Raw genomic sequence first — 17,724 nt, 5'->3', positions numbered from 1 at the left:
GGAAGTGTAAAATATGACTACTAATTTGAATACTAACATCCGTTTAAACGCCGGGGATCTATCCTTCACTTTTACAAACAGCGGGGACTTGTTCCAAGTCCTTTACGAACGGACAATGATCAATCAATTGCTGCCAAGCATTGTGGACGGCTCATTATCCAATCTATATTTGCGAGTGCACAATGATGGAAACATTCAAGCCATTCCTTTGCTTGGCATTCATTCTTCAAGCACTGTACGTAAGGCTGGAAACCGTTTGGTTTGGGAAGGTACTGCGGAAAATATAGAATATCAAGTTATTTTCACCCCTACTGCAGGAGGAACTTGGTTCTGGGATGTGAAGCTTACTGGACAAAATGCAGAGGTAGATCTCGTGTACGGACAGGATGTAGGGATTGCTGATATCGCCGCTGTCCGCAGTAATGAAGCTTACTTGTCACAGTATATCGATCATGCGGTATTTGAGGATCAATCCAAAGGGTACGTTGTTTGCTCTAGACAGAATCAGCCACAGGGCGGGAAATTCCCATATCTGCAACAGGGTTCACTTACCAAGGCAACGAGCTTCTCAACAGATGGTTTTCAATTCTTTGGACTGTCCTATAAAGAAACCAACCAACCAGAGAGCTTGGGTCGTGAGCAATTAAGTAATGAAATCTATCAATATGAATTCGCATATACTGCGCTGCAATCGGAACGGGTGAAGCTGAGCGGGGAAACACGGTTTGTGTTCTACGGATTGTTTAAGCAAGATCATCCAGAAGCGATCACTGCGTTAGAATTTGCTAATGATATTGCTGCGGCTTGGGATGCTGTTAAAGATTTACCTTTAGAAGCTGAAGCAGCACTTGAACGTTCTTTCTTCTCGAAGGAGCTGGGAGCACCGCTGGCTGCAGATTCGCTGACAGAGAAAGAGATCGAGGTCTTGTTTCCGGTTCGTTATCAGGAGGAGAGAGAAGGAGACACACTACTTTCCTTTTTCACGGAGAATTATGAGCACGTAGTATTAAAAGAGAAAGAAATGCGCGTAGAACGGCCACACGGCCATATCCTGATGAGTGGGGATAACGCTCGGCTTAATGATAAGGTCATCACAACAACTTCATATATGTACGGGATCTTTAACTCCCAGGTGGTAATTGGAAATACCAATTTTAACAAGCTAATGTCCAATCCAAGAAATGCGCTTAACATTCCAAAAGCTTCAGGACAACGCATTTATGTAGAGTGGAACGGTGAATATCGTTTGCTGACCATGCCTTCTCTATTTGAGGTTGGTTTCAACTATGCTCGTTGGTATTACAGAACAGATGGTGAATGCTTCATTATTACGAACTACACCACCGAAGATTCGCCAGAGATATTCCTGAATGTGCGTTCGGAAAGCGGACGAGCTTATCGTTATTTAGTCACTAATCAAATCACCATGAACGTTAACGAATACGAGCTTCCATATCAATCTAAGCAAGAAGGTGGAGCAGTAATCTTCTCGGCTGACAGAAGCGCACTAAGTGCTGGTGAATATCCTGACTTACAGTATAAATTACAGGTACAGGGTGCGGAGTTAACTCTGCAGGATGAAGGTAGACTTGTCTCTCCTGTTCAACCAACTGAAGCACCGTTAGCAGTACTGGAGCTGTCTGCCAGCAGTGAATGGACCTTGAATATTCAAGGCCTTCTGGATGGTAAGTCACTTGCTCCAAGAAATCGTTCAGCTGAGGAAGAGATTTCTGCTTATCGCGCATTTTATGCTGGTGTGATGAATGGCTTCCGCCTGACGCTTGGGGACGGAACAGAAGGTGAACTGTTTAAGGTTAATGCTCTGACTTGGTGGTACACACATAACATGCTGGTTCACTATTCGGTTCCACATGGTTTAGAGCAATATGGTGGCGCTGCTTGGGGAACACGGGATGTATGTCAGGGACCTGTGGAATATTTCATGGCTACGCAAAAATACGAACAGGTTCGTGAAATTTTGCTGACGCTGTATAGTCATCAATATGAAGATGATGGCAACTGGCCACAATGGTTCATGTTTGATAAATACACGAAGATACAACAAGAAGAGAGCCATGGAGATATTATTGTGTGGCCGCTTAAGGTGCTTGGAGACTACTTGGCAGTAACTCAGGATTACAGCATCTTGGGAGCAACAGTGCCGTATACCCGTAAGCACAGCTTTGACTTTACAGAAGAAAAAGCGACGTTGCTGGATCATGCGCGGAAGGAAATTGCTTATATTAAGGATCATTTCCTGCATGACACACATCTGTCTTCTTACGGTGATGGAGACTGGGATGATACACTCCAGCCTGCAAATCCACAGCTGAAGCAGTATATGGTTAGCAGCTGGACAGTGGCGCTTACCTATCAGACACTTAATCAGTTCTCAGAGGTACTTCGTTCAGTTGATCAAGCTGAGGCAGAGGAACTGAAGGCGATGGTGGAAGGAATCCGTAAGGATTTCCATACTCATATGCTTCAATCCGAAGTGATTCCTGGCTTCCTGTATATGGAGGACCCTGAGCAGATTAAGCTTATGGTGCACCCAAGTGACACAGAAACAGGTATCCAGTACCGTCTGCTGCCAATGACGCGCAGTATGATCAGTGAGCTGCTTACTCCGGAACAGGCCGAAGCACACTATGATGTCATTCAGGATAAACTATTCTGCCCTGACGGTGTACGTCTGATGAATCGTCCAGCTCAATATGTTGGCGGGGTCAGCACTCATTTCAAACGTGCGGAGCAAGCGGCTAACTTTGGCCGGGAAATTGGACTTCAGTATGTGCATGCACATATCCGTTATGTAGAGGCTATGGCCAAGCTCGGTAAAACCGATCAGGTCTGGAAGGGTCTGGCAGCGATTAATCCGATCGGAATCCGCGATGTGGTGCCAAACGCTGAACTACGTCAAGCTAACTCCTATTTCAGTAGCTCGGATGGTAAATTTAACACCCGTTATGAGGCACAGGAGAATTTCGATAAACTGCGCAATGGTGACGTAGCTGTTAAAGGTGGCTGGAGAATCTATTCCAGCGGTCCTGGGATCTATATGAACCAGTTAATCTCGAATGCACTGGGGATCCGTACGGAAGGTGGAGACTTAATTGTTGACCCGATTCTGCCGGAATCGCTGGATGGAATGCACTTTAGCTTTGAATATGCAGGCACTAAGGTAGATTTTATCTATCATCTTACAGGTCGTGAGATCAGTCGAATTACTATCAACGGTACGGAAGTGCAAACAGAAGGTACACCTAACCGCTATCGTAGCGGTGGTGTTCGCATCAAGCGTGCGGACTTTGACCGTCTCAGCACGGAAGCTGGAAATGTGATAGAGATTTATAAGTAACATTATATATAGAAGGGCAATCTCCGCGTTAAGCGCGGAGATTGCCCTTTTTTTGTGTTTTTTACATTCGGCTCGGTGTCGGTAACCCAAGCACTTCGAGCACATCTCCCAAGATGTCCTTGAATCTTGAAGTGAGCCAGAGGCGGAATTCGATCGTGGCTGAATCGCCTTTTAGAATTGGACATACAGAATAGAAGTTGTTGAACAGGGTAGCTAGGGTATGGGCGTAAGTGCAGAGCGTATTTGGCGTTAACTCTATACTTGCTGAATGTAATATCTTCGGCCAGAGGCTTAGCTGTCTTAGCAGCGCAAGCTCTGCTTTTTCCAATTTGGAAGGGAACTGAAGCTGTGCGGCAGCTGTAAGGATTGGGATCGTAGCTTTACTCAAAACGCTTGTCGCACGCGCAAAAGTATACATCAGATAAACTCCGGTATTGCCGGATATTTCGGTAGCCTGTTTGAAATCAAACACGATTTCCGTTCCTAAATTAAACCGTAGCAGATAGTAGCGAATCGCAGCAGTGGCAATCATTCGGCTGGAGAGGCCGTCTTTATCGGAACGTGAGTATTCGATGTTCTGTTCCATGAGTTCCACCAGATCGCTTACCTTAATCCCGATTCCCTGTCGTCCGGACATAGCATAAGAAGATTTGCCTTCTGAAATATCTATACCCAGCTCGGCAGCCGAGGCGGGACTAAGAGATACAACACCATAACTCACATGATGGATTTTGTCTGCTTGCTCGTTATAACCTAGTGCCCCTAAGGCTTGCTTAACCATCTGTTGTGGATATTCCTGTCTGTAATCAATCACATTGATGACTCTGTCCGCCTGCCCATAAGACTCTTGGGTTCCAGTTAATCCTGTTGTCCATAAACCGGACGAGAATTCGCTATAGGAGAAATCTTTGGTTAAAAGACCAAATTTCCAGAGATGATAGGCAATATCTTTGGCTGTATACGTTAAAATCCCATTCGAACGCACCAGCACCTTATCGAGATGATGCTCCTCTGAATCCGCTCCAATGTTAGCCTCTGTTCCTTGCTTCAGCACCCAGCAGCCTGCGAGTTTACCTTCAGTCTCTTGTACAAAAACGGCTGTCTGCTTCAGTAGCTCAGCTGCGGCTGCCCAAAATCCCTCTTTTAAAATACTGCTCTCCCATACCAGCAAATCATAATAAATCCCAAAATGTTTCATTTCCTCTACATGCTCTCTAACGATACGTTCAGCTACAAGGTTGCCCAGCCAGGCTTCATTGCCGCCACCTTGTTCAAGGGAGTGCAGTATATCTGTGCGCTTGTGTGTCATCTCAGGGTTCAGCGCATATTCTTTGTTCACTTTGGCATAAAGATCCCAGCAAAAATCACCGAAACGTTGATGTTCCCCTTCTAAAGGTATATTTAATAATCCAACAACTGTATCCGCCAGCTGATTGCCGAGATCATCAATGTAGTTATGGACCTCTACGTTATACCCAGTTCTTTTCATAATTCTGACTAGAGTATCGCCAATACAGGCGTTTCTTAGATGACCTACATGAGCGGCTTTGTTGGGGTTGATAGAAGTGTGCTCGATGATGACTTTTTCCCCAGTGCTGGCAGGCAGTTCAAAGGAATGTTCAGACCAGCTTTGCCAATTCATATACAAATTGATAAATCCGGGAGCAGCGACTTCAACTTTTTGCAATAGACCGGCGAAACGCCCTTTGAATTGAAGTTCTGCTTTCACTAATTCTGCTATGACCATTGGGGATTTACGTAGAGTTTTGGCTAGCTGCATAGCGATATTACATGAATAATCACCATGTTCTAGATTTGCTGGCTGTTCGATCAGAATGGCAATGTCCTCTGGATAGTCAGCTCCTAAAGTATTGAATACACGGTGTACACTGTGCTCGATTCCGTCTTTGATGATTTGATTTAACATGGTATACCCTCCTTTGAAAATACAAAAAAGCCCTCGTCTCAAAAGAGACGAGGGCTTTAGCGCTCGCGGTACCACTCTCGTTGCTGAACAAGTTGTTCAGCCACCTTACGGGATAACGGCCTTCAGCCGGGACTTCCTACTAAGATTCAGAAGTCCATCTCACGGGTGCGCTTCATTAAAGGAATCTGTACCGGCTTACACTCTCCCGGCTCGCTGAGGACTAGATCTCGTTAACTACTCTCCCGCTCATCGATGCTTGAATAATTTTTATCAGTATAACTAATATTTCGAAAAAAGCAAGGGTGGTGGAGCTAATCCCAATTTCCTTGAGCATCTTGCAGGGATTTAGAAGTCTCAAAAACTATCAAATCATAGCTAAATCAATATAAAATTTTTGGGCATTCAAACAATCAAATGAAACCAATCATTAATACAATAGAAGGGGAATTATTAACCTTTTCCCAATTTTAAATTTTGTATTTTTTTAATCTGAATTTTTGAAAAATACTTAATAAAGGAGGGAATAGCTCAATGGCAGTATTATCAACAGGACCCATTGCAAATGATCCTGTTAGTGGTGTCAGAACAATTAAAACGGTTATTATCAAAATTGTAAACCGTGATTCTATCAATTTTTCTTCTGTTCATATTCAAGGTTACAAATTAAACAGTCTCAGAACACTCTACGTACTAGAAGAAATATCTATTGCACCCAATGAAGTTATTACGAGAAATTTTGGAGCAGACTTTGATGCATATGAATTCGTGTTCACCACAGACGGTTTTGCTGAAATAAGCACTGAGGTTTCAGTTTGGGGGAGAAATGAAAGTGGTGCAATTATCGATGTTCAACGAGTTGTTGCAGAGGAGCAGTCAGAAACATAAATTCAACATATATGCAGGGTAATAACCACATTCTTATTAGATAGTTGAAACATATTATAAAAAAGAGCAGTTTAACAAGAAATCTTGATTAACTGTATTTTCCAGAAAGGAGGGAGTGCCGTAATGGCAGTACTATCAACAGGACCTATTGCTAATGATCCGGTTAGTGGTGTTAGGCCCACTCAAACCGTGTTAATCAAACTGGATAATCGTGATCCTGTGAATTTTTCTAATGTTGTTATCGAGGGCTTTCATTTAAATGGTACCAGAATATTATATGTACAAGAATTAGTAACCATAGGTCCTAATGAAGTATTATCTAGAAGCTATTTCGCTAATTTCGATGCAATAGAGTTTGTCTTTACCATAAGTGGACCAGCTGAGAATGAAACACAAATTTCTGTATGGGGTAAAAATGCTGCTGGGGAATTCGTGCCTGCCCATCGATTAGTCTCTGATGAACTTTTAGGAACCGAGATCGCAGGCCCTCAGGGTGATACTGGACCGCAAGGAGACCAAGGACCTCAAGGGCCTCAAGGGGACCAAGGACCGCAAGGTGATCAAGGACCTCAAGGCGTACAAGGACCGCAAGGTGATCAAGGACCGCAAGGTGACCAAGGACTTCAAGGGGACCAAGGACCGCAAGGTGATCAAGGACCACAGGGTGATCAAGGACCACAGGGTGATCAAGGACCTCAAGGCGTACAAGGACCACAAGGTGATCAAGGACCTCAAGGCGTACAAGGACCACAAGGTGATCAAGGACCACAGGGAGATCAAGGACCACAGGGAGATCAAGGACCACAGGGTGATCAAGGACCGCAAGGTGATCAAGGACCTCAAGGCGTACAAGGACCGCAAGGTGATCAAGGACCACAAGGTGATCAAGGACCTCAAGGCGTACAAGGACCACAAGGTGATCAAGGACCTCAAGGCTGATCAAGGACCTCAAGGCGTACAAGGACCACAAGGTGATCAAGGACCTCAAGGCGTACAAGGACCGCAAGGTGATCAAGGACCACAAGGTGATCAAGGACCTCAAGGCGTACAAGGACCACAAGGTGATCAAGGACCTCAAGGCGTACAAGGACCGCAAGGTGATCAAGGACCACAAGGTGATCAAGGACCTCAAGGCGTACAAGGACCACAAGGTGATCAAGGACCTCAAGGCGTACAAGGACCACAAGGTGATCAAGGACCTCAAGGTGATCAAGGGCCTCAAGGCGTACAAGGACCGCAAGGTGATCAAGGACCACAAGGTGATCAAGGACCTCAAGGCGTACAAGGACCGCAAGGTGATCAAGGACCACAAGGTGATCAAGGACCTCAAGGCGTACAAGGACCGCAAGGAGATCAAGGACCTCAAGGCGTACAAGGACCGCAAGGTGATCAAGGACCTCAAGGCGTACAAGGACCACAAGGTGATCAAGGACCTCAAGGCGTACAAGGACCGCAAGGTGATCAAGGACCTCAAGGCGTACAAGGACCGCAAGGTGATCAAGGACCTCAAGGCGTACAAGGACCACAAGGTGATCAAGGACCTCAAGGCGTACAAGGACCGCAAGGTGATCAAGGACCTCAAGGCGTACAAGGACCACAAGGTGATCAAGGACCTCAAGGCGTACAAGGACCACAAGGAGATCAAGGACCACAAGGCGTACAAGGACCACAAGGTGATCAAGGACCACAAGGTGATCAAGGGCCTCAAGGCGTACAAGGACCACAAGGTGATCAAGGACCACAAGGAGATCAAGGGCCTCAAGGCGTACAAGGACCACAAGGAGATCAAGGGCCTCAAGGCGTACAAGGACCACAAGGAGATCAAGGGCCTCAAGGCGTACAAGGACCACAAGGTGATCAAGGACCACAAGGCGTACAAGGACCACAAGGTGATCAAGGACCACAAGGTGATCAAGGACCTCAAGGTGATCAAGGGCCTCAAGGCGTACAAGGACCGCAAGGTGATCAAGGACCACAAGGTGATCAAGGACCTCAAGGACCTACAGTGTTATAATAGATCCTGAGGGATTCAAGTTAATGGTGTACTTTAATGGGGCTGTCCCAAAAGTATCTTTGGAATAACCTAAGTGCCAAACATTACTGAAATACGAATGGACGAAGGAGCTAAGCGGTTTGTAGATGCTTAGCTCCTTCGTGTTTTTTTTTGCGTTCACTGAAGCCTTCTTTAGTAGATTGTGGGCAAGAGAAAGCCACCCGACCTCTATACTTACTTTTGGTAAGCGATGAAGTAGGGATCTCTTAAAACCACGGTTATTCTTTATATCGCCAAACACAGGCTCCGGCTTACGGTAATACAACCACCTTTTCCTTACACGAAGCAATGTATTTGGCATATTGTATACAAGTTTCGAGTGAATCCTTTTGCTGCATCGGCCACCATCGAATGGCACCGGTAGGAGCTTTAGAGGCATAGATTTCAACTTCCTCCGGAATTCTTCCAACAACCACTATCTCTGTGTTCCTAAAATTGTTTTCAACAGCCCTTTGGAGTGTTTTCATTAATTGGATGTGCTCTTCAGGACAACTATATGGAATCGGAAACAGTATTGAGTAACGGGAAGAATCCTCATGAATCACATGTGCAGATTTCCGGGCAGGATCATTAACGGAGGTCTCCCATATGCGGTTATACGGTATTTTTTCCGGTAAATCAAGCTCGATTAATCTCATTGTAATTCTTTGATTGTATGCTCTCTTTAATTGCCGAACCAGAATTTGAATCTGTTTATTCCTTAAAAAAGTGGTATTATTCCCATGTTCATTGCGATATTGGATGTATAACAAATCAGGGATCTGTACAATTTTAGTACAAAGAAATGTACGTACCAGCATGTCGTAATCATCTGCTACCAATAATTCATCTCGATGTCCTCCGATTAGATGGTAGCAATCTCTTGTCCAAGCACGAGGGTGATTAGGCAAACCGACAAGGTGAGAAATGGTCTTCCCGTTAATAGTTGTATGTTTCTGAGCATTTTGCCAGCGGTTCATGTCATGCAGCCAGACCCGGTAATGAATACTGTAACCAAAGCCGCAGTCCCAACCGTACCAATGCGCATAGTTACTTTCTGCAAACACCTCGGCACAATCCCCATATACAAATCCACAATCTGGATTTTGCTTAAACGCACTGACGATTTTCTCAAGGCATTCAGCTGTCAGCTCATCATCATGATCGACTTCTACTAATATTTCTCCTTTGCATAGCCCTGCAGCATACCTTTTATTTGCCCCGATATAACCATTACGTGAGTCTTGACGATATCTGCGAACACGATAGTCATTTAGTGGAAGTAAATATTGTCTATATGTCTCATCATCATCACCGGAATCATCTACGATTACCCATTCCCAATTTGTATATGTCTGTTTCAATAAGGATTGATAAGGCCGATCAATTTTCTCTTTGGATCTGTAGGCGGCAGTAAATACGGATATTAAGGGTGTGCCTGATGAAAAACGAGTTGGAGGAATCATCCGATTCTCTGGGAGAGGGTCTGTAGCTTTGAGCCAGCAGAAAAATAAATGTTCAGGCTGAATTTCGTTAGGTGAATGAAAGTGCAACCAGCGTTTTTTTTCATGCTTAGGCAATTCAATAAGAGCACTAAACGCGCCCCAACCCTCACCCAAAGAAATATAGATGTGAGGTCCTTGGAAAAAAGTCTCTTGTAAAGGATGGCCTGCTGCATACTGATTTACGGTAATATGGCTTTCTTCCATTCTCTCTACAAACCTTTCAAGCTCTTTCTTTAACACCGTATCAGCTACAAAAAGATGAGCTGTCAATAATGGAGTGAAATCGAGTGACATGAACATTCCCCTTTACTAGTTGTGAAGACATTTTTATCATCATTTCGATGCCTCATTAATATATATATGGGAGTGTTTATGTGTATGTTAGCAAATGAAAAAAATCCACATTGCCGAATTAGAAAGGTGGATTCATGTGAAATACCCTTTAGTGAGTGTAGTAATACCTGCTTATAACCGACCGCATACGCTTCAAATCGCCATTGATAGTGTACTCGAACAGACCTATCCGAATATAGAAATCGTCATCTGTGATGATAGCTCGAATAATAATGTACAAGAGATGCTAGTTCCCTATTTAAATGCGTTTCCTCAAATAAAATATTTCAAAAATGAAAAAAATCTTTTTCTTGAAAATTGGCATAAGTGCTATAACTTGGCATCCGGGGAATATATCAATTACTTAATGGATGATGATGTATTTCATAAAGAAAAAATTGCAAAGATGATCTGCTATTTTCGAGAATTTGAAAACATTACGCTGGTTACCTCATACCGACAAACGATTAATGAATCAGGTGTAATTATCCCTCCTCTCTATGCAACGAATAGGTTATATCAAGAAACAAGGATCATGGACGGTAAGCAGCTTGCAAATATTGCATTAAGTCGTTGCTTAAATGTAATAGGTGAACCTACAACGGTATTATTCAAAAAAGCCGATCTTATCGATCGATTTGGAGTGTATTCAGGAAAACAGTATTCTCTTCTCAATGATTTAGCCTCTTGGTTAAACTTACTATCCAAAGGAAAAGCAGTGTATATTCCAGAACCTCTAAGCTATTTCCGCATACATCCTAATCAAAATAATCAAACACTTGGTCCTAATGTATTCTCTGAATGGTTGGATATTATTATCGCCGCTAGAGATGATGGATTTCTAGAGACAAATGATTTATATAAAGCTGCACTCCATTCTTATCTTAATCGTGTAAAAGATCATCATCAATTTTTTAATGATATCAAGCGAATTGAAATGATATTAACAACCTTATAGAAACTCCTATCTTAGATTTAATTGTTACAAATGAAGGAGGGTCCGTTCATGTTTGAAATCCCCTTTTTACGACCTAACTTAGTAAAAAAAGAACAATTTCTTACTTACTATGAGAAGATTGAGGCAACCCGAATCTATTCTAATTATGGACCCTTAAACGACCTATTTGAAGAACGTGTCATTACGGAAATGTTCGGAGGGACCGGTTCCGCTGTGACCGTTCATAATGCTACTGTCGGACTTATGGTAGCAATTTCTCAATCCAAGCGCTCCAAAGGAAAATATGCAATTATGCCAAGCTTCACTTTTGCTGCCACCCCCCTTGCCGCACAATGGTGTGGACTTGAACCTTATTTCCTAGACATTGAACCGGACAACTTACAAATGAATAGGGAGCAATTAGAACATACCGTCAAACAGCTTGGAGATGAGGTTGCGGTTATTGTTCCTTATGCCACATTTGGTACAGCCATAGATTTATCGTTATATAATAGGCTAATGCAGCAAGGTGTTCCAGTAGTTATTGATGCTGCTTCTAGTTTTGGCACTAAAACCTTAGAGGAGGCCACTCATTTTGGCAAAGGCTTCGGAGGAGCGATAGTGTTCAGCTTTCATGCCACCAAATCATTCGGAATTGGAGAAGGTGGATTGGTCTACAGTATGGACCAGGAGCTTATTAAGCGAATACGTCAAGCAGGGAATTTTGGCTTCTCCAGCAACAGAGAGTCCGTTATCCAAGGGTTAAACAGTAAGATGTCGGAGTACACCGCAGCTATTGCCTTAGCTACTCTAGATCAATTCCCCTCCATACAGGAGAATCGAAAGGCAATTTATGAAATGTATCTTCAAGAACTGGACAAAGAAGGTTTATTTGAACAAGGCTGGTCCATGCATAAATCACAAGGATCTGTTGTTCATCAATTTATTTCTATCCTCAGTCCGGAGTCCCAAAGCAACAGTGAAGTAGTCGAAAGGTTATCCTCTAACTCCATTGAAGCCAGAACCTACTTTTCTCCGGCATGTCATCAACATAAGCAATTCCAAGGTTATCCCAGAGCATCCGTGAAGGTTACCGAATATACCGCCAAACACATTGTCAGCTTACCCTTGTGGGAGGAACTGGATGAGGTTAAGATTCGAAGAATTACTAAATTTCTTGGAAACTTGGGAGAAGCTAACCGATGAGAAAACTAGTCATTTGGGGATCTGGTGGTCATGCCAGAGAGATTAACTGGTTATGCGAAGAATTAGACGTTCAGGTAATGGGATTTTTAGACGAACGACCTGAGTTCAAAGGCCGGATTGTCGATGGCGTTCCCGTTCTGGGAACTTTGGTTGATATTGAGCTATTAAAAAACGAGGTAGAGCTAGTATGCGCCGGGGTGGGTGATACGAGTTTGAAAAAAAGATTCGTTCATGAAACCATCCAATCAGGATTCCGTATTGCATCCCCTTTGATACATCCCCATGTTCGAATCTCTCAAAGTAACATCATCGGAGAAGGAAGTATGATCTTTCAAGGGGCTATCTTATCTGGAAATATCAGGATCGGTCAGCATGTTATTATTAACCAAGGCGTTAGTCTCAGTCATGATGTAATAATTAGTGATTTCGTAACTATATCTCCTGGTGTTAATGTAGCTGGTAATGTAACCATTGATGAAGGCGCTTATATTGGTATCGCTGCTTCGGTCCGTGAGAAACGCCATATTGGTTGTTGGTCTACGATTGGTGGAGGAGCGTTTGTCAAAGACGACGTTCCCGATTTTACTTTGGTTGCTGGTATCCCTGCAGTCGTTAAGAAAAGATTTAACTCAACTTATTTTGAACCTTAGGGGCATTTGATCTTCTCGGACAAATTTCTCACGATACAATCGATCCGGTGATGTGCACCTGAATGTGTTTCATAGGCATATCTCTTAGATTTGAGATATGCCTATGGTCATATCACTGGTTTAAAGTGTTAGGTAGATTCAAAGATATCTTGGTAGTTGATTTTTCACTTTAGTAAACTCTTCATCATAAAGAAAATCTAAAAGCTGGTTACATTTATCTACACTTTCAATTAGATATTTCTTCTTCTCAAATTGATTAAATGTCTTATTTCCAGTCCAAATCCCATCATCGTGCTTTCTATAAACGGTCATAGGTTTATTAATATAACCGATGTCTCCAAACTGAGAATAGAATATATTTAATATCCAATCCCCAACAAAGGAGGAGGTAAATAGATCATCTGGGATTTGATTCAGGTAGCTCGCATCGTAAAAACAACAGGAGATGTTTCCGATTATATTAGACTGAATGATATCTACAGTAGTATAAATCTCTTTAGTTTTAGCGTGCTGTAAGGGATGAGGTCCAAATACACCTTGGTTCTCCCAATATAAAATAATACTATCAAACGAAAGTGCACATTCTGGATGGCTTCCTAAGAAGTCTATGTGCTCTTGCAGCCTATGTTCTTCATTCCAATAATCATCACCATCGATTAATGCTAAAAAGTCACTCCCGTGGCAAGCTTCCAATAGGCGTTGTAAATTCTTAACCATTCCCACATTTTCTTCACCCTTTAAGAATACAAGGTTTACTCCATTAGGAATCGGAGAGCTTTTAATAAACGACTCGATATACTCGGCTGTTTTGTCTGTCGATTTATCGTCACAGATAACGATTTTTAAATTAAAGTCACCTTTTTGAGTCACTATAGATTGAAGACATTGTAGAATATATTTTTCATGGTTATATGCAAGAACACCTACGTTAACCGTAGGTTTCTTTTTTTGTATTTGTTGTTCAATATTACGAAGCTTAGTATAAAGACTTTTTAGCTTTTTTGAGGTTAAATTTGCAAGGTCTACATTTTTTTGAGTTTTTTCTTTTTTCATTAGAATTCCATAATACATCGTTTCGAATAAAACAATATAATCCTGTTTAATATCGTCATAGCATTGTCTTACTGAATCCCAATGGATATCATCAAAAACAATGAATCCCCCGTCTTTAATAAGCGGAGCATAATTGGTGAGATCCTCAAGAACATGCTTATATTCATGATTGCCATCTATATGGAGCATATCAATTTCGATATGTTGTAAATCTATAACAGCTTCGGATGAGGTTTTTCTGATTAATTCAATTACATTTTTAAGTCCAAATGCTTCTCGCTTTAAAATAAAATTTATATATAGATCTTCGAAATTTAATTTTTCAACAAAGTGATTTACTTGATCTCTTAAGTTTTCATCAATATTGTATTGCATGGCTTCACTGAGCTCATAGGGGTCTATTCCATAAGCAGTTCCAGTATTATCTTTAATAGCTTGTGATACAGAAAAGATACTTCTTCCTTTATAAACACCAATCTCCACATAATTCTTAAGGTCGAATTTCTTGATTAAGTATGCCATAACATAACATTTATTCAGAGGGCTCCCCCCTCCAAAATCATGTAAGGAAGAATCAGTTTGTATTTCCATAATTCTTTGAAACAAACTATTCCTGTTAATCATTATTTACCCCCTCATGATCCAGACAATTGTTGTACAACCTGTCTAGCTTCACCAACCTGAGCAGTACACCTTTTTATAGGTGAGCTACACATTTTTTAGAAGTTTTTTGGAAAGATGTACTTCAAAAGAATTTATCTAATTATTCTATTCCGTCTGAGGATTTTTGTGACATGAAAATTAATATAAGTGAAGAATAGCTCTGAAGACATGTTCTGGTTTAGCTATAAGGCACATCTTTTGATTGATTGCAAAAGTCAGTATATCTTAACAGCGCTGCTTTCTTCCGGCAACGTTGTAAGGATAGCGATACAATAACAGTGGATTTTGAGCTTGCTTGTCTAATGTATACAGCATGTAAATTAACAGTTTAGTAGATTGCGGGTATAGGAAATGAGTTCTTCAATAAAAAAATCTGACAATTCTATGTAAAAACGTCCACACGTAACTTTAAGCTACGAATATTTCTGTATAGAGCTGTATAGAGCAGTATATAGCTAATCATTTCGAATCATAGAACTAATGTTGCCGTACTAAACTTTCAATTTGTAATAGAGGGGAGGAACAAAAAAGATGGCAATATATACAACAGGACCTATAGATAACAGTTCTTTTATGGGAGTTAGAGAGACACAAATCGTAACAGTGAACATAGTAAATCGCGATGCTATCAATCCTTATAACCTTGTAATTCAAGGTTTTGTATTAGATGTAGTAAGAACGATGTATGTGAATGAAACAGTAAATCTAGCACCCAATCAAGTCTTAACTAAGAACTATTTTGCCGACTTAGACGCATTTGAATTTGTGTTTACAACAGTAGAAGAAGTTGAAGCAGAGATTGGGATTTCAGTCTGGGGAAAACAGAATTCCGGAGCATTGGTAGATCCTCATCGCATAGTTGCATGGGAGAAGCAGGCAGTATTAATTTAATAATTTTTTTAGTGAAACAGTTAACGTTAAAGGAGTGATGAGGAATTGAGTTATTTATCTACCGGACCGATAGACAATAGTATGGTAGGGGGTGTAAGACCTACTCAACATGTCACTGTCAAAATTGATAACCGAAGTGACGTTGATTCATCAATGGCTCTTGTTCAAGGATACTATATGGATGGGACAAGAACTTTATATGTAAGTGAGCTGGTAAATGTAGCACCTAATGAAGTCATAACACGTGATTATTATGCTGATTTTGAAGCGTTCGAATTTATATTTACAACTACAAGTCTGGTAGATGATCCGATTCAAATCTCAGTCTGGGGAAAAAATAGCGTTGGCCAAATCGTGACTGCTCATCGACTTGTGCATACAGAGTTACTTGGTGCAACGCAAGGTATAACTGGCGCGACAGGAGCAGATGGAGCAACTGGGGCGACTGGTGCAACTGGAGCGGATGGAGCAAGGGGAGCTACCGGGGCAGGAGTGACTGGAGCAACTGGAGCCGATGGAGTAACAGGTGCGACTGGTGCAACTGGAGCGGATGGAGTAACGGGTGCTACAGGAGCAGGAGAGACCGGAGCTACAGGAGCAGGTGGAGCAACTGGAGCGGATGGAGTAACGGGTGCTACAGGAGCCACCGGAGCAGGAGTGACTGGAGCAACTGGAGGCGATGGAGCAACTGGTGCGACTGGAGCAACAGGAGCGGCTGGAGCAACAGGAGCAGATGGAGCAACTGGTGGGACTGGAGCAACTGGAGCGGATGGAGCAACGGGAGCGACCGGGGCAGGAGTGACTGGAGCAACAGGAGCGGCCGGAGTAACGGGAGCGGCCGGAGTAACAGGTGTAACGGGGGCAACAGGAGCAACCGGGGCAGGAGTGACTGGAGCTACAGGAGCAGACGGAGCAACTGGTGGGACTGGAGCAACTGGAGCGACTGGAGCAACAGGAGCGGCTGGAGCAACAGGAGCAGATGGAGCAACTGGTGGGACTGGAGCAACTGGAGCGGATGGAGCAACTGGAGCGACTGGAGCGGATGGAGTAACAGGTGTGACTGGAGCAGGAGAGACCGGAGCTACAGGAGCAGATGGAGCAACTGGAGCGACTGGAGCAACGGGAGCGGCTGGAGCAGGAGAGACTGGAGCAACAGGAGCGGCCGGAGTAACGGGAGCGGCCGGAGTAACAGGTGTAACGGGGGCAACAGGAGCAACCGGGGCAGGAGTGACTGGAGCAACGGGAGCGGCTGGAGCGACGGGAGCGGCTGGAGTAACAGGTGCGACTGGAGCAACAGGAGCAGATGGAGCAAGGGGAGCTACCGGGGCAGGAGTGACTGGAGCAACAGGAGCCGATGGAGTAACAGGTGCAACAGGGGCGACCGGAGCAGGAGAGACCGGAGCAACGGGGGTAACAGGAGCGACCGGAGCAGATGGAGCAACTGGCGCAACGGGTGCTACAGGAGCAAATGGAGCAACGGGAGTGTCTGGAGCAACAGGTGCGACTGGTGCAAATGGAGCAACTGGGGTAGCAGGGGCAACCGGAGTAACCGGAGCAACAGGAGTAGCTGGAGTGACCGGGGTAACAGGTGTAACTGGAGAAACTGGAGCAACGGGGATAGCAGGGGCAACAGGAGCAACAGGAGCAACCGGACCGAACGTTCAAGCTGAGGGATTTTCTGCACGTCTGTCATCTTTGGCAGTTGCTGCTTCTTCTCAACTTACGGGATGGACTGTGACTTCTCCTTCTTTTACTAGTCCGTCCTTCAATCCAGTTTCGGGTAATTACACAGTTCCAACAACAGGCAGATATTCTATTGAAGCGACCATCAACTATTCCACAACGGCTGCGCTTTCGATAAGTCTTGGGGCAGGAGTCAATCCTGCTTTCGTAGTTCAGAGAACTACCCCTATAGCAACAAACTTAATAACTGGTTTGTTCCCTATACTGGACGTGAATGTTGCGCTTGTATTGAGTTTAAGAGCAATATTAGGAAGCGGAACAGTAACGCTAGCTGGAGAATTTTCACTGACGGCTGGGGATGTTATTGGATTGTTCTATGTAGCGAATGGCTTGACCTTAAATTTGAATCTGGGTGGTGCCAACACATCAGGGATTGTATGGTCTATTCATGAATTAACTTAAATTATCTCTAAGTTAGATGTATACAATAGGGGTAACTCGGTAGCTATTAGTATGGCTTTCCGGGTTATCTCTATTTTTGTTAAGGATATGTCGCGAGTCGACTGGAGCGAAAAAATGTTTTTTAGAATTATATCTTACT

The 17,724-nt window shown here is 43.2% G+C and carries 12 protein-coding genes and 1 other annotated feature; of the genes, 9 read left to right on the top strand and 3 right to left on the bottom strand.

Translation table 11 applies throughout. From position 1 onward, the window contains the following. Positions 1 to 13: 13 nt before the first annotated feature. Positions 14 to 3,358, top strand: a complete 3,345-nt coding sequence (locus tag NYE72_RS24825) for a cellobiose phosphorylase (protein WP_339210666.1) — start codon at positions 14 to 16, stop codon at positions 3,356 to 3,358. Positions 3,359 to 3,419: 61 nt separating this feature from the next. Here NYE72_RS24825 and argS read toward each other — a convergent pair whose 3' ends face one another. Then, positions 3,420 to 5,285, bottom strand: coding sequence for an arginine--tRNA ligase (gene argS / locus NYE72_RS24820; RefSeq protein WP_339210664.1), 1,866 nt, complete (start codon positions 5,283 to 5,285; stop codon positions 3,420 to 3,422). Positions 5,286 to 5,325: 40 nt separating this feature from the next. Continuing rightward, positions 5,326 to 5,544, bottom strand: a binding site (T-box leader). A gap of 272 nt (positions 5,545 to 5,816) precedes the next feature. Between argS and NYE72_RS24815 the strand changes: the two genes are divergently transcribed. From NYE72_RS24815 to NYE72_RS24805, 3 genes are all read left to right on the top strand, one after another. Continuing rightward, positions 5,817 to 6,170, top strand: coding sequence for a hypothetical protein (locus NYE72_RS24815; RefSeq protein ID WP_076297420.1), 354 nt, complete (start codon positions 5,817 to 5,819; stop codon positions 6,168 to 6,170). A gap of 123 nt (positions 6,171 to 6,293) precedes the next feature. Next, positions 6,294 to 7,109: a hypothetical protein gene (locus NYE72_RS24810; RefSeq protein ID WP_339210661.1), complete on the top strand. Its 816-nt coding sequence runs from the start codon at positions 6,294 to 6,296 to the stop codon at positions 7,107 to 7,109. A gap of 32 nt (positions 7,110 to 7,141) precedes the next feature. Then, complete coding sequence (locus NYE72_RS24805; RefSeq protein ID WP_339210659.1) at positions 7,142 to 8,194, top strand: hypothetical protein; 1,053 nt, start codon at positions 7,142 to 7,144, stop codon at positions 8,192 to 8,194. 280 nt (positions 8,195 to 8,474) lie between these two features. Here NYE72_RS24805 and NYE72_RS24800 read toward each other — a convergent pair whose 3' ends face one another. Next, complete coding sequence (locus NYE72_RS24800; RefSeq protein WP_339210657.1) at positions 8,475 to 10,001, bottom strand: glycosyltransferase; 1,527 nt, start codon at positions 9,999 to 10,001, stop codon at positions 8,475 to 8,477. A 136-nt stretch (positions 10,002 to 10,137) separates the two neighbouring features. On the opposite strand from NYE72_RS24800, the gene NYE72_RS24795 reads away from it, so the two are divergent. The 3 genes from NYE72_RS24795 to NYE72_RS24785 are packed head-to-tail and all read left to right on the top strand — an operon-like array spanning position 10,138 to position 12,833. Next, entirely contained in the window at positions 10,138 to 10,998 is an 861-nt protein-coding gene (locus NYE72_RS24795) for a glycosyltransferase family 2 protein (protein WP_076099423.1), read from the top strand. Between the two features lie 48 nt (positions 10,999 to 11,046). Continuing rightward, positions 11,047 to 12,183, top strand: coding sequence for an aminotransferase class I/II-fold pyridoxal phosphate-dependent enzyme (locus NYE72_RS24790; protein ID WP_339210655.1), 1,137 nt, complete (start codon positions 11,047 to 11,049; stop codon positions 12,181 to 12,183). After that, positions 12,180 to 12,833 (top strand): acetyltransferase, encoded by a 654-nt coding sequence (locus NYE72_RS24785; protein WP_339210653.1) that lies wholly within the window; start codon positions 12,180 to 12,182, stop codon positions 12,831 to 12,833. Before NYE72_RS24790 ends, NYE72_RS24785 begins: the two co-directional genes overlap by 4 nt. 138 nt (positions 12,834 to 12,971) lie before the next feature. Here NYE72_RS24785 and NYE72_RS24780 read toward each other — a convergent pair whose 3' ends face one another. Next, positions 12,972 to 14,510, bottom strand: a complete 1,539-nt coding sequence (locus NYE72_RS24780; RefSeq protein WP_339210650.1) for a class I SAM-dependent methyltransferase — start codon at positions 14,508 to 14,510, stop codon at positions 12,972 to 12,974. A 570-nt stretch (positions 14,511 to 15,080) separates the two neighbouring features. Here NYE72_RS24780 and NYE72_RS24775 point away from each other — a divergent pair. After that, positions 15,081 to 15,440 carry a hypothetical protein gene (locus NYE72_RS24775; RefSeq protein ID WP_076099427.1) on the top strand — a complete coding sequence of 120 codons (360 nt, stop codon included), beginning with the start codon at positions 15,081 to 15,083 and terminating at the stop codon, positions 15,438 to 15,440. A 45-nt stretch (positions 15,441 to 15,485) separates the two neighbouring features. Further along, positions 15,486 to 17,585 carry a collagen-like protein gene (locus tag NYE72_RS24770; protein ID WP_339210648.1) on the top strand — a complete coding sequence of 700 codons (2,100 nt, stop codon included), beginning with the start codon at positions 15,486 to 15,488 and terminating at the stop codon, positions 17,583 to 17,585. Positions 17,586 to 17,724 lie beyond the last annotated feature (139 nt).

Source organism: Paenibacillus sp. FSL L8-0333, from assembly GCF_037965665.1.
Lineage (GTDB): Bacteria > Bacillota > Bacilli > Paenibacillales > Paenibacillaceae > Paenibacillus_AQ > Paenibacillus_AQ odorifer.
The sequence above is the reverse complement of the archived record's forward strand: the minus strand, read 5'-3'. Positions and strand labels throughout refer to the sequence as shown.